The sequence below is a fragment of the Filimonas lacunae genome (genome assembly GCF_002355595.1).
In the GTDB taxonomy this organism is placed as follows: domain Bacteria; phylum Bacteroidota; class Bacteroidia; order Chitinophagales; family Chitinophagaceae; genus Filimonas; species Filimonas lacunae.
Window position 1 is genome coordinate 6,779,069 of sequence record NZ_AP017422.1, and the last position, 21,737, is coordinate 6,800,805.

17 protein-coding genes and 1 riboswitch are annotated in these 21,737 nt (G+C 46.2%); of the genes, 9 read left to right on the forward strand and 8 right to left on the reverse strand.

All coding sequences use genetic code 11. The annotated features are described in order from the left end of the window. Positions 1-50: 50 nt before the first annotated feature. Genes FLA_RS26710 through FLA_RS26725 form a run of 4 tightly spaced genes read right to left on the reverse strand, consistent with a single transcriptional unit; the run spans position 51 to position 5,197 of the window. Positions 51-935 (reverse strand): hypothetical protein, encoded by an 885-nt coding sequence (locus FLA_RS26710; protein WP_076376095.1) that lies wholly within the window; start codon positions 933-935, stop codon positions 51-53. Positions 936-953: 18 nt separating this feature from the next. Then, positions 954-2,018, reverse strand: coding sequence for a YncE family protein (locus FLA_RS26715; RefSeq protein ID WP_096511327.1), 1,065 nt, complete (start codon positions 2,016-2,018; stop codon positions 954-956). A gap of 20 nt (positions 2,019-2,038) precedes the next feature. After that, complete coding sequence (locus FLA_RS26720; RefSeq protein ID WP_096511329.1) at positions 2,039-3,169, reverse strand: YncE family protein; 1,131 nt, start codon at positions 3,167-3,169, stop codon at positions 2,039-2,041. Between the two features lie 21 nt (positions 3,170-3,190). Further along, positions 3,191-5,197, reverse strand: coding sequence for a TonB-dependent receptor (locus FLA_RS26725; protein ID WP_076376101.1), 2,007 nt, complete (start codon positions 5,195-5,197; stop codon positions 3,191-3,193). Positions 5,198-5,384: 187 nt separating this feature from the next. Next, a riboswitch (cobalamin riboswitch) is annotated at positions 5,385-5,601 on the reverse strand. 193 nt (positions 5,602-5,794) lie between these two features. On the opposite strand from FLA_RS26725, the gene FLA_RS26730 reads away from it, so the two are divergent. Next, the gene (locus FLA_RS26730) at positions 5,795-6,619 is read left to right on the forward strand and encodes a murein L,D-transpeptidase catalytic domain family protein (RefSeq protein WP_076376103.1); all 825 of its coding nucleotides are present in this window, start codon (positions 5,795-5,797) and stop codon (positions 6,617-6,619) included. Between the two features lie 351 nt (positions 6,620-6,970). Here the strand turns inward: FLA_RS26730 and FLA_RS26735 are convergent, their stop codons facing one another. Both FLA_RS26735 and rpoN read right to left on the reverse strand, forming a co-directional pair. Beyond that, positions 6,971-7,654, reverse strand: coding sequence for a hypothetical protein (locus FLA_RS26735; RefSeq protein WP_144263966.1), 684 nt, complete (start codon positions 7,652-7,654; stop codon positions 6,971-6,973). Between the two features lie 6 nt (positions 7,655-7,660). Beyond that, positions 7,661-9,145, reverse strand: coding sequence for an RNA polymerase factor sigma-54 (gene rpoN, locus FLA_RS26740; RefSeq protein WP_076376107.1), 1,485 nt, complete (start codon positions 9,143-9,145; stop codon positions 7,661-7,663). 81 nt (positions 9,146-9,226) lie between these two features. Between rpoN and FLA_RS26745 the strand changes: the two genes are divergently transcribed. After that, positions 9,227-9,520 carry a hypothetical protein gene (locus FLA_RS26745; protein WP_144263967.1) on the forward strand — a complete coding sequence of 98 codons (294 nt, stop codon included), beginning with the start codon at positions 9,227-9,229 and terminating at the stop codon, positions 9,518-9,520. A 59-nt stretch (positions 9,521-9,579) separates the two neighbouring features. Here FLA_RS26745 and FLA_RS26750 read toward each other — a convergent pair whose 3' ends face one another. Beyond that, positions 9,580-10,200 carry a DUF4159 domain-containing protein gene (locus FLA_RS26750; RefSeq protein ID WP_076376111.1) on the reverse strand — a complete coding sequence of 207 codons (621 nt, stop codon included), beginning with the start codon at positions 10,198-10,200 and terminating at the stop codon, positions 9,580-9,582. A 155-nt stretch (positions 10,201-10,355) separates the two neighbouring features. Between FLA_RS26750 and FLA_RS26755 the strand changes: the two genes are divergently transcribed. From FLA_RS26755 to FLA_RS26785, 7 genes are all read left to right on the forward strand, one after another. Then, complete coding sequence (locus FLA_RS26755) at positions 10,356-11,354, forward strand: AAA family ATPase (protein WP_076376113.1); 999 nt, start codon at positions 10,356-10,358, stop codon at positions 11,352-11,354. Positions 11,355-11,377: 23 nt separating this feature from the next. Then, positions 11,378-12,265 carry a DUF58 domain-containing protein gene (locus FLA_RS26760; RefSeq protein WP_076376116.1) on the forward strand — a complete coding sequence of 296 codons (888 nt, stop codon included), beginning with the start codon at positions 11,378-11,380 and terminating at the stop codon, positions 12,263-12,265. Between the two features lie 3 nt (positions 12,266-12,268). Beyond that, positions 12,269-13,750: a BatA domain-containing protein gene (locus tag FLA_RS26765; protein ID WP_076376118.1), complete on the forward strand. Its 1,482-nt coding sequence runs from the start codon at positions 12,269-12,271 to the stop codon at positions 13,748-13,750. Then, on the forward strand, positions 13,740-15,917 hold the full coding sequence (locus FLA_RS26770; protein ID WP_076376120.1) for a DUF4175 family protein: 2,178 nt from the start codon (positions 13,740-13,742) through the stop codon (positions 15,915-15,917). The genes FLA_RS26765 and FLA_RS26770 overlap by 11 nt, the downstream gene beginning before the upstream one ends. Then, a complete protein-coding gene (locus tag FLA_RS26775) occupies positions 15,914-17,707 on the forward strand; it encodes a hypothetical protein (RefSeq protein WP_076376123.1) in 1,794 nt (597 codons plus the stop codon). Before FLA_RS26770 ends, FLA_RS26775 begins: the two co-directional genes overlap by 4 nt. A gap of 81 nt (positions 17,708-17,788) precedes the next feature. Then, on the forward strand, positions 17,789-19,426 hold the full coding sequence (locus FLA_RS26780) for a TldD/PmbA family protein (protein ID WP_076376125.1): 1,638 nt from the start codon (positions 17,789-17,791) through the stop codon (positions 19,424-19,426). Between the two features lie 10 nt (positions 19,427-19,436). Beyond that, positions 19,437-20,771: a TldD/PmbA family protein gene (locus tag FLA_RS26785; protein ID WP_076377356.1), complete on the forward strand. Its 1,335-nt coding sequence runs from the start codon at positions 19,437-19,439 to the stop codon at positions 20,769-20,771. 89 nt (positions 20,772-20,860) lie between these two features. On the opposite strand, the gene FLA_RS26790 is transcribed toward FLA_RS26785, so the two are convergent. Next, on the reverse strand, positions 20,861-21,703 hold the full coding sequence (locus tag FLA_RS26790; protein WP_076376127.1) for an alpha/beta fold hydrolase: 843 nt from the start codon (positions 21,701-21,703) through the stop codon (positions 20,861-20,863). Positions 21,704-21,737 lie beyond the last annotated feature (34 nt).

The following is a 21,737-nucleotide window of genomic DNA, read 5'->3' on the forward strand; positions in this document are numbered from 1 at the left end:
GTTGCAGGCCATTTTTGTAAAAAGGGTGTTTTCTCGTGTAGAACCGCGTTCTACTGGATATGTAAGTCAGCAGCGCCCAAAATTTCAGTGGATACTTCGCCTACAACAGCATTACCTGCACCGTTTTGCCCGGTATACACCTTTACAAAATCAATTTGCGTAAGGCTTACACTGGCACCATTGCCGTTCACTGCCTGCGAAATATCAAAGCTATTGTACTTATTAGTGGTATAGTTATCACCCGAACTCCAGCTATCTGCATAGCCCCTGGTAAAGGAAAGGTTCGTATACGACCCGGAAGTGTTGACAAGTGTATTTCTTAACAACGTGCCCGTAAAGCTCACCGAATCCTGACCTGTTATAAACAGCGGATAATAGTTGGCCTGTGAATGATAGATATTCACCAGTACCGAATCAGTTTTGCCCCGGCTATCGCGCCACAATACGTTTGCCCGCTTTTTCGGGTTGTAATAGGTGATGGTATAATGTTTAATAGTAGCATCACTGGTATATTCACTGCCTGCCAGTTCGTACCACTCGTCGTCGGGCAAACCGTTACTATTTACATCGCGACTTACCATTACAATACCCGGCTCGGACCATTCTGTAGCAGGTGGCGGCAATGGATTGCCATAAATGGCAATGTCAGCACCATCACTATTTTGCACCGCATGATCAAAGCCAAATACAATATACCCGCCATAAGCGCCTAATGACACTGTACCGCTGATACCACCAATTAAAGTAGCAGGAGCTTTATCAATGCCCCAGGTGCTGTCGTTGATAAGCTGCCCCGGTGCAGGCACGTAAGCATATACTTTACTGATATAACGACTGCGCCCCACTGTTTCATCCTTATCTTTTTTACAAGAAACCGCTACAACGCCTGCGCACACAGCCAGCAGGTATATCTTTTTTGGTAAGCCCCAATTCATGATGCTTTATTTATATGCTTATAAATTTAAAAACACACAGTTTTGTGGTGCTTTGCTGGTAGCAAACTGAAACTTCAGTTTACCTGCAGAGGAGAATACATATACCAGATCTTTACCGGCAGCGTAACCAGCATTGGCAACATATACATCTCCATTGGATGGATTTACAGTAGCAGCATAAATGTTGCTAGGGGTAGTGCCATCAGTAATAAAGCTGGTGCCTTCGCCAGTTGTTACATTGTAGCTTTTTATGAACGAACCAGTGCCATCATAGCCTGTTGCATATACAGCATCCGCACCTGCTGTAAACCAGCTGATATTGGCATCTATAGTTTTTGCCACCACATCAGTAGCGCTACTGATAACAGATACAGAAGCTGCGATATCATCATAATTACCGGCTGAAGCCACAAACACAAATCCGCTGCCTGCTGCAACTTTAATAGGACTAAAACCTACACTGATTTGACCTGTTTTTTTAAAGGTGGCAATGTCAATTACCGAAACAGAAGAATTATTGGTAGAAGGCAGTGTATAGTTATCTGAATTAGCAACATACAGCTTGTTGCCGGATGCAGCAATACCTTCCAGTACACCATCTGTTTGCACAGTAGCATCTATTTGTAAAGAAGAAGTATCTATACGGCAAACCATACCATTATAGCAGGAAACATAAGCTTTGTTGCCATTGAATGCTACAAAACGGGGCTGATAAGCCCTGGTACCAGAAGCGAAAGATATTTTAGATAACAGTTTGCAGGTTGCCACATCTATTACCAGCACATAAGAATCGCTTAAAGTAGCAGTGTCTTTACCGCTTACGGTGCAATACATTTTACCGCCATACTGTTTTAAATCATTAGCGCCGTTACCCAGTTTGGTGCCGTTTACTGTTTTATAATAGTTCCAGTCAACGGTTTGCGTGCTTGCATTATAAAAGGCGATAGCACTGCTATCTGTTTCAGAAAAGTTCCCTTCTGTTAACACATATACACCACTAACGGCTGGTGCAGCATCATCTTTTTTAGAACAAGAGAAGAACACAGCAGCTAACATGGGTACTGCGAAAAGTAGCTTTTTCATTTTTGCTTTTTTTACTTTTTCTATTTGGTTATAAAGGCTATATGTGCGGGTATGTCTCCGGCCGTTACCGACCATTTCTTTTTACCCGTTTTATCAAAACAATACAAAGTGCCCGAGCTTACATAATCTTTGGCATCTGTTACAAATATGTCGCGGTTAACAGGGTTTACCGCAATGCCATAAGGCACTTTAATAGACGCTGCCGTTCCATCCGTAATAAAGCTTTTGCTTATAATGGTTTCTGTTTGCACATTCACCAACGCATAGCTGATGGTGTTGGAATTTGTGTTGGCATTCCATTCTGTACTTAACACATAAGCCGAATCGCCTTGTATACAAAGATTACTGGCGCCCAGGGCAAAAGAATCTTTTACGGCATCGGTTTGTGTGTTCACTACAAACAGCCTGGACGATACACCGTAATAACTGCCACGTGAGGTAACATAGATATCGCCATGCCTATCCGCTTTTAAACGATGCAGGTTAATAGCCACATCAATGCGTTTGGTTTCGGTAAAGCTGGCGAGGTCTACTACCGACACGGTACGATCGTAATTAGCAGGCGTGTAGCCACCGGAATTGGCTACATATAATTTACCGTTCACCACCGCCATTTCTTCTGGCTGGCGGCCCACATTCACTTGGCGGGTTATTTGCAAAGTAGCGGTGTCAATTTCAGCCACAAAACCTGCACCTGCATTAGCATTGCCTGCCGTGCTGGCATAAGAGCTTACATACGCCTTGCCATTGTAAAAGGTGATATACCGACAGTTTTGTATGGCAATTACTCCCACACGTTTGGCCGTGGTTACATCCATCACTTCCACCTTATCGCTGAGGTTAATAACGGCGTATAGTTTGCCGCCATATACCTGTATATCATTTCCCACATCCCCCAGCTCTTTGGTGGCAGTGGGGTTTATTTGCGGGTAAATATTGCGATAGTAAACGCCGGTGTTATAATTAAACCTGTCCAGCGATGCTTTGTTCAAACCCATGTCACCTTCATTCAACAGGTAAAAGCCATTGCCTGTTGCTACATCCGGCGATTGCACACTTATCTCTTCCTGTGTAGCCACGGGCGTGTCTTTACGACAAGCCGTTGCCAGCAGCACAATGGCTGCCATCAGTTTCGGGGCTATCTGTTTCATTCGCTTCATGTGTTGTTATCATTAATAATGCACACTCAAAGAGATGCGATAAAAACGTCCCGGCATAGGGAAGTTTCTAACTACATCATAATACTGGTTACATACATTGTTTACTTCCAGCATCAGCCTACCTGTATACTTTTTATACCGGAAGCTTTTGCCTGCTGATACATCATGTGTATACCAGGGTTGCAGGTAGTTGGCAGCAGTATTCTCTTTTTGGAAATACCGCCCACCTGTGTATAAAAAGCTATAGTTGAGCATCCAGGTTTTATAAGTAATGCCAGCTATGGCAGAACCACTGTTCTCAGGTGTATAGATGATCTGATTTTTATAGTAAGGATCGGCAGGGTCGCTTACATCCTGAGCCTGTTGCCAGGTATAGCTGGCACGGGTAGTGAGCTCCCAATGCTGCGCAGGTTTATATACGCCCTGCATACTTACATCCAGCCCCTTAATCTGTACCTTATCCAGGTTCATGATAGTCCAGCGAAACAGCCTTCCGCTGGGGCTGGCAATAATTTTATCTTTCACCCGGTTGTAATAAGCATCCACCTGTGTAGTCAATAATAGTTTGTTAGCGGCCAGGTATTTTGCGTAGGTAATGCCCAGGTTGTATTGTTTGGCAAACTCCGGCTTTAAGCTGGTGTTACCCACTTCGGTATAATAGAGATCGTTAAAAGTGGGCATGCGAAAGATGTTTTTATAAAACGCCCGCACATGAAACGCAGGAGAAGCAAATGGCTGCCACGAAGCAGAGACAGCCGGCGTTAACTCCTGCCTGTTGCCCGCAGGTACGCCCGTACGCACATTTTCATTTACAAACGTAGCCAGTGCGCTGCCTTGTATGTCTATTCGTGCAAAATGCAATTGGCTGGCTAAGGAAGCCAATGTGGTATAACGTGTAGGATAAGCGAAATTATACAGGTTAGCATTCATGCTATTCCGCTGAAAGTCGCCGGATAAAGCCACATCCCAGAAGGAGGTTAATTGATAGTGATTGGCAGCAGAAAAATAGAATTCATTTTGCCGGTAGTAATTATTCAGGTAACCGCTGGTGGTTACAATTTCCTGGTCGTTGTAATGGGTGTAGTCATAAGCATATTTGGCATTCAGCATCAGGCTGTATTTGCCGGTGATATTCTTTTTCCACGAACCTTGTGCAAAAAAGCTTTTATCCCACAGGCGCTGCCCGTGTTCAAACTTATTGGCTACTACTGCCCCGGGAAGGCCGCGTGCCGAGGTATAATAATAGGCTTTTACTTTCCATTCGCTGCTGTCTTTACCCGTGCCATCCAACCCCGCTTCCAAACGCCAGGAGTTTACATCGGCATTGTAGCGGGTGGCGGTGGTATCATATCCCCCTTCCATCGCATACCGGAACGGATAGCGCCCATTGGCATTGGTCCACTCACCACTAAAAGAAGCACTGGTGCGATGAGAAAGCTTTTGTTGCCATAACACCGAAGGATTTACCAGGCCAAACGAACCGGTTTTATATTTCGCGCTCAGATGTATGGTTTCGTTGGCGGCAAATACCGGTTTACGCGATTGCAGGTAAATAGCATTGCCCGATGCAAATGCCTTAGCTGGCTGAAACACCGCATCTTTTTGTCCGCTATACAGCGAAATCTCTTCTATATTATCCAGCGAAAAACGTCCAAGGTCTATCTGGCCGTTCTGAGCATTGCCTAACTGAACCCCATCGTAAAAAACACCCGTATGGTTACTACCCATGCTGCGCACGTTGATGGTTTTAAGCCCCCCCACACCGCCATAGTCTTTTAACTGTATACCCGAGAAAAAGCGAACAGCGTCTGCCACAGATAAACTATTGAGCCGTTGCAGGGTTTCGCCCGACAGGGTTTGTGCAGGCGTGAGTGAAGTAGTGGGCAGTTTGCGAATAGCATTTACCCGCACCTCGGCCAGTGTATCTTTTGCATGCATTACCTGCTGCGCCAACAGGCTTCGGAATGGAAGCATGCCCGCGCTGAGTAAAAGCCACTTAACAGGTACTATTCTTTTCATAATTATTTTACTACAGGCACGACAGCAAAATATCAGGCCGTATAGGTAAATGATAGTTCATGCTTGTATCGTTCCTTTCGGAAAAACGGAATACGGTTTACCGTTGCAGCAGCAACAGCTAACAGGAATAAAAAATAAAAAATTGCTTTTTGACCTTTCTATCCAGCTTCAATCCCCGAAAGCGATGAATATCTATCTGCAACGGGCAGGTCTTCTGACTTGTTTGCTGTTGTATCACCTTCCCATAGCCTTAGTGGCTACAGTGGTATTGTGGAATAAACAGCGGCAATAATGAGTTGCCTGGAAACTTACAGCTGCGGGACAGTTCCGGATTTACACCGGATTCCCTTTTAATACATACCTTCCGAACAGGAAGAAATGTAACCTGATGCGGAGCAAAGGTAATATTTTAACAAAGCGAATACAGGTGAAAATCAACTAAATGTTAACGTTTGGGCAGTGTTTACCTTTAAAAAAAACTATAAAATAACCTTCAAAAGCTTAAATAAGTCGCAATTAGGCAATAAATTTACCAGAATCGACATTATAGTCACGGTATCACCAATTAATAACCCCCAATCAAAAAAGTGAGCTTTGATGAAAAGAGTAATGATTATTGCAGCGGTATGTTTTAGTGCTTTTACATCTATTGCGTTTAGCTACACCAGTAAAGAGAGGTTTACAGACGACAAAAAGAAATTTGCTTCCCTGCTGGGCGATAAAACCGCCAGCGCGCAAGGCCAGAGAATGGCAGACTCTATTTACAGCGGTTTACACCTGGATTCACTGGGTCTTTCACACGACGCATTTTTTGAAGCTTACAAAGGCTATCAGTTCATGTTAAACAAAAACATGCTGAAGAAACCAGAATTATTAACCATTTGTGATTTAAGCCAGAGCAGCACCCACAAAAGATTGTATGTATTAAACCTGAAAACAGGAGAAGTGCTGTTTAATACTTATGTTTCGCATGGTAAAAATTCAGGTAGCGAGTTTGCCACCACCTTTTCTAACCTGAACAGCTCGCACAAAAGCTCGTTGGGCTTTATGGTAACCGGCGAAACTTACAGTGGTAAAGCAGGTTTTAGCATGCGTCTGGATGGTATTGAAAAAGGCATTAACAACAATGTGCGTATGCGTGATGTAGTAATGCACGGCAGTTGGTATGTAAACTCCAACAGGGCAGATGAAGGTCAGGCAATGGGCAGAAGCTACGGTTGCCCGGCGGTTCCTTATGCAGAACACAAGGATATTATCAATGCTATTAAAGATGGCAGCTGTTTCTATATTTATCACACAGACAGCTGGTATCATCACAGTTCTCAGGTATTGAACGCCGATTTCAGCTGGCCAGCTTTACAGCCTGCCCTGGCTGAAAACGCACCAGCAGCTCCCGTAACCACAGTAGCAGCAAAAAGCTAATTATAACCAGTTTCATAATTCACAGGCCAACCTTAGGGTTGGCCTTATTTTTTGCCATAGAAATCCTGCATTTTTTAGCAAAAACCAAAACCAGTTCGTTTTACATAAGCAAAAAACAACAAGTGTAGTTTGCCTATACCCGCACTGAACTCACCCTTATCTCACCCTATACCCGTAAAATAGAATACTTTACTAACCGCCATAGCAAAAAACACATTTTCACCCTACTTATTACAGCATTAAAACATATGATTTAACTGCCATATCCTGCCTCTCTAAATGGATGTGTTAATAAATTAAAAAGCCGGCTGCTAAAAACAACCGGCTTTTTAATTTATTGCTTATCAGCACCTACCACAAAAACGAAACAAAATAGCCTATCAGTTGGCAGGCTGCGCCAACAAAAAAGCCTAAATACACTTCGCGGGTAGAATGATCATTAAGTATTAAACGTGCAGAACAAACAGCACCAGCCACAATCATCACAATCGACACATCTGCGCCCAGGTGGGTTTTGTAGTAGAAACAGGTGAGTAACACACCGGTAAGCACACCAGCTACTCCCATAGCATGCATGCTTATTTTTTCAAAGTTGTTAAAGGAAAGTCCACCTACGGTAGTTAAAAAGATACCCAGGAAGAAGAACTTTAAAACAGCAGGCTGATCTTTAAAGTTTTTACTCAGGTACCACATCCACCAGTAAAAGATCATGATAATGATATAGGGAACAATGCGGTCTTTCTGGGTTTTAAGCCTGATGCCGGAAATGAATTTCAATCTCCACATTAGAAACACCGCTATACCTGGTAAAAAAGCAGTGGTTACAAATACCCCTATCAACCTCAGTTGCAACATTTTACCTTCCAGTCCCGGAAATTCAACCGGAAAACGCTGTATCAGCCAGTAATAAAAGAAAGTTGGCAAAAAAAGGGGATGCGCTACATAACTTAATAAAGTAGCTACCCATTTCACGGGTTTCGGGGCTACATAAGGCGCTTCCGATTCATTCTCAACACTCATCGTCAATGGTTCCATATAATATTAAAGCTCTTTACGTAGCCTGGCCACGGGTATGTTCAGCTGCTCCCGGTATTTGGCAACTGTGCGGCGGGCAATATTGTATCCTTTTTCCTGTAGTAATTCGGTCAGGCGTTCGTCGCTCAACGGCTTACGCTTTTCTTCGCCTTCAATTAAGTCGCTCAGAATTTTCTTTACCTCACGGGTGCTTACTTCTTCACCGCTTTCGGTACTTAACGATTCGCTAAAGAAGAATTTAAGACGGTAGGTACCAAACTCGGTTTGCACAAACTTGCTGTTGGCCACCCGGCTAACGGTAGAAATATCCAAACCGGTTACCTCGGCAATGTCTTTCAGAATCATGGGACGCAGCGAAGTTTCATCACCTGTAAGGAAAAACTCGCGCTGGTAGTTCATAATGGCGTCCATTGTGCTAAGCAGGGTGTGTTGCCTTTGCTTAATCATATCAATGAACCATTTGGCAGAATCTATTTTCTGCTTAATGAACATTACCGCTTCTTTCTGGCGCTTGTCTTTTTTAGCTCCTTTATCGTATTCCTTCAACATATCCCGATAACCTTCGCTGATGCGCAGGTCAGGCGCGTTTTTGGCGTTGAGGGTCAATTCCAGCTTTCCACCTGAATTGAGTATAAAAAAGTCGGGAACAACATAGCTTTCGGCCTTATTAATTTCACCCACGTTGCCACCTGGCTTGGGGTTTAATTTAATAATGGCGTTGATAACTTCGCGCAACTGATCGTCGTTGAGGTTCAGGCCGCGCTGTATTTTTTCGTAGTGCTTTTTAGTAAATTCTTCAAAGTACTTGTCCAGTACCTGAATAGCCAGGTTCACATCTTTACCGGCCACCAATTGTCTGCGCAGTTGCAACAATAAACATTCCCTTAAATCCCTGGCACAAACACCCGGAGGGTCAAATTGTTGAATCTGGTGAATTATTTCCTCAATTTCCTCATCTGAGGCGTCCACATTCTGGCGAAAAGCCAGATCGTCTACAATAGAAGAGATTTCGCGGCGCAGGTAGCCATCGTCATCCAGACTACCTACCACCTGCTCGGCTATTTTAAAACTCTTTTCGTCCAGCGATAACATGCCCAGCTGATCCAGCAGCACATCGTGAAAACTGCTCTCTATTTTAAAAGGCAGTGTTTTTTTCTCATCAGAATCCGGATAGTTGTCGTCGCGCAGCTTGTAATCAGCCACGTCGTCATCGCCATCCGATACATATTCGCTGATATCTATATTCTCGTACTCGTCCTCGCTGCCATCCATCTCATATTCATCCTCACCGCTTTCAAACTCGTCCTGTTGTTCTTCGAAGTTGTCGTCATGACTTTCTTCGGTTACCTCCAGGGCAGGGTTCTCTTCCAGCTCTTCTTTAATGCGTTCTTCGAGGTTGGCAGTAGGTACCTGCAGCAGCTTCATTAACTGAATTTGCTGTGGAGATAGCTTCTGAAGTAATTTCTGTTGTAAAGATTGACTAAGTGACATTCGTTTTCAATATTCCTCTAGGAAATCGTCCGTACAAAAGTTATTGTTTCGCGGTAAATTTACATACTATAAGCCAATCGGATGACGAAAACTCTCATATTACTGATGATAGCCCTGGTGGGTAACAAGACAGTTACAGCGCAAACACCCTCCGATTCCACCTCAAAAGTGCCTGGCAGGGTTATTTTATCGCCCGCAGTATCCTTTCGTCCATTTTCTCCGTTTACCAATTACAATCTTCCGGCCAATTTTTACAGCACCCATCTTCCTTTTTTCTGCGATAAGGAATTAAAGATGGAAAAGCTGTCTGGCATCCCCTTCCGTTTTCGCCTGGGATCGGTGGATTATGTAAACAAACTGGAAGGAAAACATTAAGGTGCCGGAAGGGTTACCCCTTCGCTTAAAGAACGGCGGGTGGCCCATGCCTGCATGCGTTAAGACATAGCGTATACTATAATATTGACCCCGAATTTGGTATTGTCTTCTGCCAGGAAACGTTTGTTGCGAAAATCGTAATCCCACTCGCAACCATAATCCTTATTGCTGTACAGCACCCCTATGCGGCCATTTACCATAATGGCTTTCAGGTAATCGTGTACCAGGTCGTCGCCCCAGCCATTGAGCTCAAACAAAGTATTGGGCGGGCCTTTTTCAAAAGAGAAAAAAGAATGGTACAGCTCGTGCGTGTTGGGGATCTTTTTTAAAGCGCTGCTGCCAAACAAAGCAGTCATCTGCGCTTCAAACGATTTGGCAAACAGGCCGTCAATATCATGATTGCAGTCATCTACAAACACAAAGCCGCCGTTTTGCACATACTTTTTAAAATTAGCGCTTTCCTGTGCATCAAACTGCACCAGCTTATGACCGCTCAGGTAACAAAAAGGTGCATCGAACAAATCGTTGGAAGAAAGGTCTATCACCTTCTCCTGTAACTCAACGGGAATAGTGGTGTACTCTATCAGCGAATTGAGCAGGTTGGCGGGCATACGCTGATCGGTATCCCAATCGCCAGACCTGTACCGTAACCGGGTGAAAGTAAATTTAGCCGCTCTCATGATATATTGCAGATTACCGATTTTCTAATGCCGCTGGTGTAATTTTCTAACATTGATAATTTTAAAGGTATAATTTCCTCTTCCGGAAAAGAAATTTTACCGGTCAACTTCGATTGCTTTCCCGCATATTCATAGAGAAACTAAAACTACAGGCATTGGAAATAACAGCAACTACCGTAACGCAATTGCAGGAGAAGCTATCTGGGCTGAAAAAAGAAATTCAAAAAGTAATTGTAGGCCAGGACATCATACTCGATGAAATACTGGTAGCCTTACTGGCTGGCGGTCACTGTCTGCTGGAAGGAGTGCCGGGGCTGGCCAAAACCCTGATGGTACGCACGCTGTCGCAGGCGCTGCACCTTCCTTTCCGGCGTATACAATTTACGCCCGACCTGATGCCCACGGATATTATTGGAACAGAAATACTGGAAGAAGACCACGCCACCGGCAAACGCTTTTTCAAGTTTAACAAAGGTCCCCTGTTTTCGAACATTGTGCTGGCCGATGAAATAAACCGTACTCCGCCCAAAACGCAATCGGCCCTGCTGGAAGCCATGCAGGAATTTGAAATTACCTATGGCGGGCAAACCTATCCGTTAGACAGACCCTTTTTTATACTGGCTACACAAAACCCTATTGAGCAGGCTGGCACCTACCCTTTACCGGAAGCACAGCTGGACCGTTTTCTATTATATATTAAAATAGGATACCCCACCGCCGAAGAAGAAGCCAACATATTACGCAGTACCACCGGCAGTAAAAAAGCAGTGGTAAATCCGGTAGTGAACGGAGAAGATATCCGGCAGCTGCAATCACTGGTAAGAGATGTGGCCATTAACGATGAATTGATTTTATTGGTATCGGAACTGATACGCGCCACACGCCCCGACACCACCACGGTAGCCTATGTAAAAGAATGGGTTCGGTGGGGGGCAGGCCCGCGCGCCGGGCAGGCATTGATTTTAACCGCCAAAGCACGTGCGCTGTACAAAGGCCGGTATGCCGTTACTATGGAAGATATACAGGCGATGGCCTACCCCGTACTGCGCCACCGCGTGTTGCTGAATTTTAAAGCAGAAGCCGAGCGCATTAGCACGGATGATGTTACCCGCGAACTGCTGCAAACAATTACCCGCACCAAAGGTGTTATTTAATTCACGGAGTTAAATAGTAGTATATGTCGCGCCTGTTAGATCCAGCCGTATTAATGGCTATTAAAGATTTACCCCTGGCCGCTAAAACCACCATTGATGGTTTTATGTCGGGGCTGAACAAAAGCAATGTAAAAGGTCCCGGCCTGGAGTTTAGCCAATACCGCAGCTACCAGCCCGGCGATGATCTGCGATGGCTGGACTGGAAAATGTATGCCCGCAGCGACCGTTACTACATTCGCGAATCGGAAACCGAAACCAGCATATCTGTTCGCTTTTTAATAGACGCCAGCGGATCTATGGCCCATAAAGACGGCGCTTTCAGCAAAATGGATTATGCCCGCTACCTGGCTGCATCGCTGGGATGGCTGGCTGCTTTACAGGGCGATGCCATTGGTTTATATGCTTTTCAAAACCAGCAATTATATATGCTGCCCTCACGTAAAGACCCGCAGCATATGAACCGCTTTTTTTATCAGCTGGAACAATTGCAGCCCGAAGGACACTTTACCACACCCATAGCTTACAATAACATATTCACCAACAGCCAGCAAAAAGAGCTGTTGATTTTTATATCTGACTTGTACCAGCCAAAGAACGAAATATCCCCTTTACTGGAAGCGCTGGCCGCTTTCCGCCACGAGGTGATTGTATTGCATTTGATGGCGCGCAATGAGCTGGACATGGATTATGCAGGCTACACCACACTGCAGGACCTGGAAACACAGCAAACCATACCCATCAGCAGCCCGCAGTACCGGCAGGAATACCAGCAAAAGCTACAAGCCTGGCTACAGACACAACGCAAGCAATTGCTGGAGAAAAATATCTCGTACCGGATGATGACCATGAACGAACCGATAGACAAAGCATTAAACGACTTTTTACAACAACGCAAAAAAAGCATTCTATAAACCTTGCTGCAACTGTTACATCCCATATGGCTACTGGCAGGCACTGCGATAATAATACCCATCGTACTGCATTTGTGGAATACCCGGCAAGGCAAAATATTACCGGTAGGTAGCCTGTTGTTTCTGCAACAGCAAGCGCCGCAACCCGCCATTAACCTGAAACTGACACAGTTGCTGCTATTATTGCTACGTTGCCTGCTACTGTTGTTACTGGCATTATTGCTGGCACAACCCGTGTGGCAACCTAAAGCATCTGCTACCAGCCGCACCCCCGGATGGATATTGGTAGACAAAGCAGATGGCCTCAACACGTACACCTATTGCCAGCCCGCTATTGATTCTTTACTGCGGGCAGGTTACCAGCTGCATTACCTGCAACCCGGTTTTGAAAAAACAGATACCAGCCGCTTGCGTAACGATACCAGCACCCACAACACACCTGTATCCTACTGGAGTTTACTACCGGCATTGCAGCAGCAAGCCCCGGCCAACATTGATTTATATTTATTTACCAATAACCGCCTTCGTCATTTTTATGGCAACCGTGCCGTTACGCACCGCCCCATACACTGGCAAACCTATACACCAACAGACAACGTAAATTCTTTTATTGATAAAGCCTGGCTTACTGCCGATAAAAAAATATACCTCCAGTTGGCGCACACACACAGTAATGGCACTACTTATACTTACCGGGAAATAGCCCCCGATTCTACACAGCACGACAGCATTTCTTTAGGGCAGCACAACGGACAATGGCAGGTAGCCTTACCACCACAGCCACCTGTAAACGTAGACACCAGCGTTATGCTCATAGGTGTGCTGGCCAGTGAGGATGCTCCTTATATGCAGGCAGCCTTAACAGCCATTCGCAACTATACGCACCTGAACATGCAGGTGGTTACCTTACAAAACAATGCACCCGCACCTGTCAAACTTCAATGGCTGATATGGCTATCTGCACAACAGGTGCCTGCCACATACCAGGCTGATTATGTGCTGCAATACGACACCGGCAAAACAGTAGCTACCCATAGCGCTATTCTCACCGGCCACATTACAGAACCTCTATTTTTACAACAACGCACCCAGGTAGCCACCTCACCCGGTTTGCGAACCCTGTGGCGCGATGGATTTGGTGAGCCCTTATTATATAGTGCCAGCAATGCCCCACAGGTATATCGTTTTGCCAGCCGCTTTAACCCGGCCTGGAACAATCTTACCTGGAGCAGCAGTTTTCCACAAATGCTATTGCAGGTGTTACATCCGGCAACTGTGGACATTCATTTGCAGAGGGATAACAGAAGCATGGATACTATCCAATTGCAACCATCCCTGCAAACCGGTACATCCACCCTTGCAGGCAGCGCGCAGGAAAACACGCCATTAACGCCTGCCTGCTGGTTACTGGCAGTAGCGGTGTTTGCATTGGAACGTTTTTTTACACATGCCATTAAAAAAGGAGGACAACCACATGCAGCCTGATACTCCTGCTATACGTATACAAAAATGGCAACGCCGGTGGAAACAACAGGCGTGGTTGCATAACTGTATGCTGGCAACAGGCGGCGCCTTATTAACAGGCACTTTGCTGCATGTGCTTTTCCAGGCAAGCTGGTGGTGGTTCATTCCTTTATTTATAGCCTGCCTGTTATTGTCGCTGCTGGTATATCCGCAATGGCGTTTACAACAGTCCGATGTAATTCAATACCTCAACCGGCACCTGCCTGCACTGGAAGAAAGTGCGCACCTGCTAGTAAAACCAACCGGCACATTACACACACTGGAACAATTGCAATGGCAACGCATACAACAGGTACTGTTGCAACAAAAGCCGGTTTCTCCATTAGCATTACTGCTGAAAAAGGCAGTAGCCTATCTTACCGGCCTGGCCATACTCAGCCTGGCAGTGCTGGTATGGGCGGGAAAACATCCGCAGCCCCTGCCAAAACCAGCTATCACCGTACACCCCACCCCTGCCCCACCAACAGAAAAGCTATTACCAGGTATAGATAAAGCCATTATACAAATTGAACCACCCGAATACACACAAAAGATCATCCGCTCACAGGCACAGTTAAACGTGCAGGTAGAAGAGGGCGCCTACCTTACCTGGCATGTGCATACCAGCCTGCCGGTAAAACGGCTACAGTTGTTATTTAACGATTCCACCACTTTATCACTGGACCCTATCGACAGCAGCAGGCAACAATGGCAGGCCAGCACCACCATTCGCAAAGCCGGCTTTTACCAGGTGCAGCTGGATGAGCATTTATCGGAATACTATAAAATAGAAACGATCAAGGATAAAGCACCGGTGATCACCATGCAATCACCCGCCCTGCATACGGTTATCGACTTTGGTATGCCACAACAGGTACCCGTGCAGGTTCATGTATCAGACGACTACGGCATTCAAAACAGTACCATTGTAGCCACCATTGCCAGTGGCAACGGCGAAGCAGTGAAGTTTAAAGAACACCAGCTGAGCTTTCACAACGACTTTACCACCAAAGACACCGGCTATCAGCTGCAACAAACCATCGACCTGCATGCGATGCAAATGGTACCCGGAGATGAATTGTATTTTTATATCAAGGCCACCGACACCCATCAGCAGGAAAGCCGCTCAGACATGTATATCATCACCCTGCCTGATACCGCCCAACTAATGAATCTTGACGGAATGGTAAGCAGTGTAGCCGTAAAACCGGAATACTTTAGAAGCCAGCGGCAAATTATTATTGAAACAGAATTATTGTTACGCTCGCAGCAAGCCATTTCACAACAGGACTTTACTAAAAAAAGTGAAGACCTTGGCGTGGATCAAAAATTGTTACGCCTGCGTTATGGTAAGTTTTTAGGCGAAGAATCGGAAACACATATTGGTGACGACCGGATAGAAGATGGCGACGAACATCACGACAACGACCACCACCACGAAGCCGGTAACGATGCCAAAGACTTTAATAACGCCGACAAAATAATAGATGCCTTTTCGCACAAACATGATATAGCCGAAGACGCTACCTTCTTTGATCCTGAAACCAAAAAGCAACTGAAAGCAGTGCTGGCAGAAATGTGGAATGCAGAATTAAAACTGCGCACGCATTTGCCACAGGAAGCGCTTCCATTTGAATACAAAGCCCTGCGTTTACTAAAAGACCTGCAACAGAAATCACGCTCTTATGTAGGTAAAACCAGCGCTAAAATTCCACCACTGAAACCGGAGAAACGGCTTACCGGCGAGCTGGATAAGATTGGTTCCCCCTCTACCCAAAAACAAGCCAGTGAACCGGCTGATAAAAATAATTTGCTACGCAGCGCTATTGGCACATTGGAGCAACTGAAAGCACAGGGCACACTTTCGGGCAGTGGCATAGAAATAATACAACAAGCCACGCAACACTTAGGAGCCGCCGCATCTGCACAACCTTCCGCTTATTTAACAGCATACGAAGCAACACAGCGTATAGTAAAAGCGCTTCGCCAGCAACAGAAAGTATCATCGGCTGATATTGCTACTACCGAAAAAGCAATACGCAAACTATTGCCTGCGCCCGGCGCCATGCCTTCTGCCCCGGCTACCAATGGTATACCTGGCCTGTCGCAACAATATTTTCAACAGCTGAAAACCCAACAACGTCCATGACAGCAAACTGGAATAGTATAGTGATAAGCATATCCCTGCTGCTGGCTGTGTGGCTGTTGTGGAAAGAATACCGGCGACCTGCCAGAATGTGGTTAGCAGCACGGTTGCTGGCTACCCTGCTGAGTGTTATAGCAATAGCCTTATTAGCTATTCCCCTTTCATTTACCAGTAAACACTATCAGCCCCATCACGAAGTGATATTGTTAACTGCCGGTTATAACAAGGATAGCGTTCAGGCATTACAACGGCAAGCTGCTGCACCGCTTCCTGTATATACCCTGGAAAGTTATAGCGCACAATCCTTTACACAACCACCATTAGTGCATGTGGCAGGTTACGGGCTTAGTAGCGCACAATGGCAGCAACTACCCGCTCCCGCACAGTTGCAATTGCACACTACCGCCCCCTCAGGCATCACCGCAGTTCACTGGCCATCGCCGTTAATGCAAGGGCAACCTTTACAGGTACAGGGTAACTATATTAATAACAACAAGCAGCCTGTTCAACTGCAATTGTACGGCGAGCATACTTTACTGGATAGCTGCACACTTGCTGCCAACAGTCAGCATTCCTTTACTTTAACAACTATCCCCCTACACAGCGGCAGGGCCGTTTATACTTTATATGAAGTAGCAGGCGATGACACCCTCAGCCGCAATGCAGTACCTGTAGAAACCACAGTGCCTGCCAGTTTTGGTGTGCTGGTGCTGGCATCTTCACCGGGCTTTGAAAACAGGTTTTTGATAGATTGGTTATCCAATAACGGCTATGCAGTAGCAGCCCGCACCACTATCAGCAAAAATAAATTCCAGTATTTCTATGCCAACCGGCAAAAGAGCAACCTGGATCAGTTAAACGCTTCCCTGTTAGCGCAGTTTGCCGTATTGCTATGCGATGCCACCACACTTAACACGCTGAGCAGCAGCGAACAGGCCGCCATTCGTGAACAGGTGGCCACCAAAGGCATGGGCATTGTGTTAACGGCCGACAGCATGCGGTTGCCCGGCCTTTACAACAACAGCGGCCTACGCGCCACCATGCCTTCTACCGCATTACAGGCTACATCCGTAAATATTCCCGGCAACAGTCATGTAACCACTTTTCCGCCTGCGCCATTATTATATATTCAGCCACATACCACCATACAGCCTGTTATCCGCGATGCACAACAGCACCTGCTGGCAGCAACAGCATTATATGGCATGGGGCACCTGGTAGCACATACCTTCACCAACAGCTACAGCCTGCAACTGGCTGGTAACAAAGAGGCTTATGCTGCTTTATGGACTACGTTGCTGCAACAGGCAGTATGCCCCTCATTGGCGGGCGAACAGTGGCAAACCCAAACCGACATCCCTATTGTAAACGAACCAATTGACATACAACTTATTACCACCGACACCTCCCTGCCCAAAGGACAGATCAATGAAAGTTTTGTATCGATGAAACAAGATGCTTTACTGCCTTTTCAATGGCAGGGGCGTTATTGGCCCACCCACGCCGGTTGGCAGGCAGGCGTAACCACTACCGGCAATACCTGGTGGTGGTATGCCTACGATGCCCTGCAATGGCAGGGAATACAGGCAACCCGGCGTATACATGACACACAGCAGTTTGCTAAAACGCTGGCCCAGGCCAACAATACCGGCATTATACAGGCAAGTATTATCACCGTTTCACCATTATATGCCTGGTTGGTATTAATACTATGCCTGGGCTTTTTATGGTGGGAAAGTAAACACGGTATACAAGCCGAAAAAAACGGTGACCGCAGCAAAAGCCAGTTATAAAATTGCGTAGATTGCTAACTACACAACACACATGAGAGCGGTGTGATATTATTCACCAAAAACTAACAAGGAGGTAGAACCTTGAAACGAAAAGACTTTCTCCAACTTTCCGCTATGGGTTTGGGGGCATTGCTACTGCCCAAATCTATGTTACTCGGCAACCCCATCAGTGCAGAAGAAGCTTTGTATGAAGGCCTTGATGTAAGCACAAAAAAGCTGCTGGCCGATGTAGCCTTACAAGCTGCTACATCCAAAGGCGCTACGTATGCCGATATTCGCATTGGCCGTTACCTGAATCAGTTTGTTACCACACGGGAAAACAAAGTGCAGGGCATTGCCAACACCGAATCGATGGGCGTAGGCATTCGTGTTATTGCCAATGGCAGCTGGGGCTTTGCAGCCACCAACAGCTTCAGCAAAGAAGACATAGCCCGAACAGCAGAAAAAGCAGTGGCTGTTGCCAAAGCCAACGCTAAAATCATTACTGAGCCGGTGCAACTGGCCCCGCAAAAAGGCTATGGCGAAGTAAACTGGAAAACGCCTATTGAGAAAAATGCTTTTGAGGTGCCTGTAAAAGACAAGGTAGACTTGCTGTTGAAAGTAAACAGCATTGCCATGCAGGGCGGCGCCAACTTTGTAAACTCCGCTATACTGGCTGTAAACGAACAAAAGTATTTTGCTTCTACGGATGGATCTTACATAGACCAGGATGTACATCGCATCTTCCCCACCTTTACCGTTACTAAAATAGACCGCGCTTCTAATAAGTTTCAAACGCGCAAATCGTTAAGTGCCCCCACCGGCATGGGCTACGAATATCTGACGCCTTTAGCCGACACACATATACCCGGTATTGTTACCCGCTATAAAGGCCGGTATGATATACTGGATGATATAAAAAATGCCACAGCCGATGTGGACCAGAAGCTAAAATCCAAAACTGTAGAACCGGGCAAATACGATCTGGTACTGGACCCCTCGCATTTATGGTTAACCATTCACGAATCGGTAGCACACCCTACAGAGCTGGACCGCGTGTTAGGGTACGAAGCCAACTATGCCGGCACCAGCTTTCTCACATTGGACAAATGGCGCTCGGGCAATTTCAAGTTTGGCAGCAACCTGGTAAATATTGTTGCCGACAAATTGCAACCCGGCTCGCTAGGTGCTGTAGGCTATGATGATGAAGGGGTGAAATGCAAAGAATGGGATTTAATTAAAAACGGCACGCTGGTAAACTACCAGGCCATACGCGACCAGGCACACATTATTGGCTTAAAAGAATCACAGGGTTGCTGCTATGCACAAACCTGGGCCGATGTGCAGTTTCAACGTATGCCTAACGTATCGCTTCGCCCCGGCCAAACGCCGTTAAGTGTAAGCGATATGATTAAAAATGTAGAAAAAGGCATTTACATTATTGGTGACGGTTCTTTTTCTATTGACCAGCAACGTTATAATTTCCAGTTTGGCGGACAAACCTTTTACGAAATTAAAAACGGGCAGATAGTAGGCATGTTAAACGACGTGGCCTACCAGGCCAACACACAGGAGTTCTGGAACTCGTGCAGTGCAATTGCCGATGCCAGCGACTACCGCCTGGGCGGCGCTTTCAACGATGGCAAGGGACAACCTTCGCAATCGAATGCCGTTTCGCATGGCAGCGCCACCACACGTTTTAATGGAGTAAATGTTATTAACACCGCAAGAAAAATCTGACAACATTATCATGGCAATACTTACTAAAGAACAAGCACAGGCGCTGTTAAAAAAAGTGCTGAGCTATTCTAAAGCAGACGAATGCGAAGCAAGCCTGAACGGCTCGGAAGGCGGCAACATCCGCTATGCCCGCAACGCCGTTTCTACCGCCGGCGACATCAGCAATCTTACCTTATCGGTAAGCGCCACTTTTGGTAAAAAAACAGGCACCGCCACTATTAACGAATTTTCAGATACCGCTTTACAACGCGTTGTAAAGCGTGCCGAAGAACTGGCACAGCTGGCTCCCGAAAACCCGGAATACGTGCCACTGCTGGGCCCGCAAACTTACCAGGAAAGCATTAACTACATTCCGGCTACCGCCGCCATCACTCCCGACACACGCGCCGAAGCAGTAGCCAAAAGCATACAGGTGTCAAAAGAAGCCAACCTGCAGGCCGCCGGTTATATAGAAAATACCACCAGCTGCTACGCACTGATGAACTCAAAAGGCTTGTTTGCTTACAATAAAGACACAGATGTAGTATTCACCATCACCACCCGCAACGAAGCAGGTACCGGCTCGGGCTATGCAGCCCGTGGCTTTAACGACATCAGCAAGCTAGATACTTATAGTGCTACTAAAATATCCGCTTCCAAAGCCAACGGCTCGGTAAACGCCAAAGCCATTGAGCCCGGCAAATACACCGTTATACTGGAGCCCGTAGCCGCCGCTTATATGCTGGAAAACATGTTTCGTGGATTGGATGCACGCAACGCCGATGAAGGCCGCAGCTTTATGAGCAAGCCCGGTGGCGGCAACCGCCTGGGTGAACAACTGATGGATGAAAAGGTAAACCTCTACTCCGATCCGTTTAACCCCGAGTTGCCTTCCGCAACCTGGAGTCGCGATGGCCAGCCATTGCAACGTATAAACTGGATAGAGAACGGCGTGGTAAAAAACCTGGCTTACAACCGTTACTGGGCACAACAGAAAAAAGTGCAGCCTGTGCCTTTTCCTTCTAATATGATTATGACCGGCGGCACCGCTTCGCTGGATGAACTGATTAAGAATACAGAAAAAGGCATACTGGTATCGCGCCTGTGGTATATACGTATGGTGGACCCGCAATCGTTATTACTTACCGGCCTTACACGTGACGGAACGTTCTATATTGAAAATGGTAAAATTCAGTTTCCCATTAAAAACATGCGCTTTAACGAAAGCCCGGTTATCATGCTGAACAACGTAGAAGCATTGGGCAAACCGGAAAGAACTATCAGCATAGAATCGTATCGCAGCTATCTGATACCACCCATGAAAATCAGGGACTTCACCTTTACCTCCTTATCAGACGCTATTTAAATAAACAGGGAAGCATCTCCATCAAAGAGATGCTTCCCCCGTTTTTATACCCCTTGCCAGATATCCCCTCCCAATCTAAAGCCGTATACTTATGCAGGTCTGTTCAGGAACAGATTCATATAGCCTGCTATCAATTCCGGTTCCTGGTGCTGTGGTCCGTGACCTGACCCGTGTACAATAATATGCTGTATAGAAGGTGCAGTGCGTAACAACGAGAACCAGTTTTCAACCGGAAAACTGATATCATGATCGCCGGAAATAACCAGCACAGGGGCCTGCAGCGAAGCATACTGCGCGCGAAAGCCTGCTTTATCTTCCCGCATCATGGCAGCACCTTTTGAATAGTATTGATATGTTTCCATGCCTACAGGTATTTTACCACGAACCAACCTTTGCGCTATTCTTTCATGGGAAGCGTTTGCTGCGGCCAGGCTTTTTCCCTGCGCAGGTTCAAAGAATAATACATACTCATCTTCCAGCGTGTTCACCGGTTTAAAAGCATATTCCAGGAAAGTAGTGTCCAGCGGAATTTCATTCTGGCCCACAGGGTTGGTGCCAATCAGCACTGCTTTGATTATTTGCTGCGGGTGCAAAAACAACGCAGCCTGTGCCGCCAAACCTCCATACGACCAACCCGCCACACTGAATGTGTTTACACCCAGATGGCTCATTAGTGACACCCCGGTGTTGGCTACCACCGTCATATCCTCAGGAAGCATACCGGCAGAGTCGCCAATGCCCGGATAATCAAAAAGAACAACCGTATTGCTCCCGGCCAGTGTATCAATAAACAAGGGGTCCCAGGTGTCCAGCACCCCTCTGAAACGGTTATACATAAGCAGGTAAGGCCCCTGCCCCAAAACACGATAAGCGATCTGGTTACCATTGATGGGGGCAAATTGAGTTTCAGCTGTTAAGGCGGAGATTTCCATATACTTATCAATTAGTTACAAATACAATCCTGAA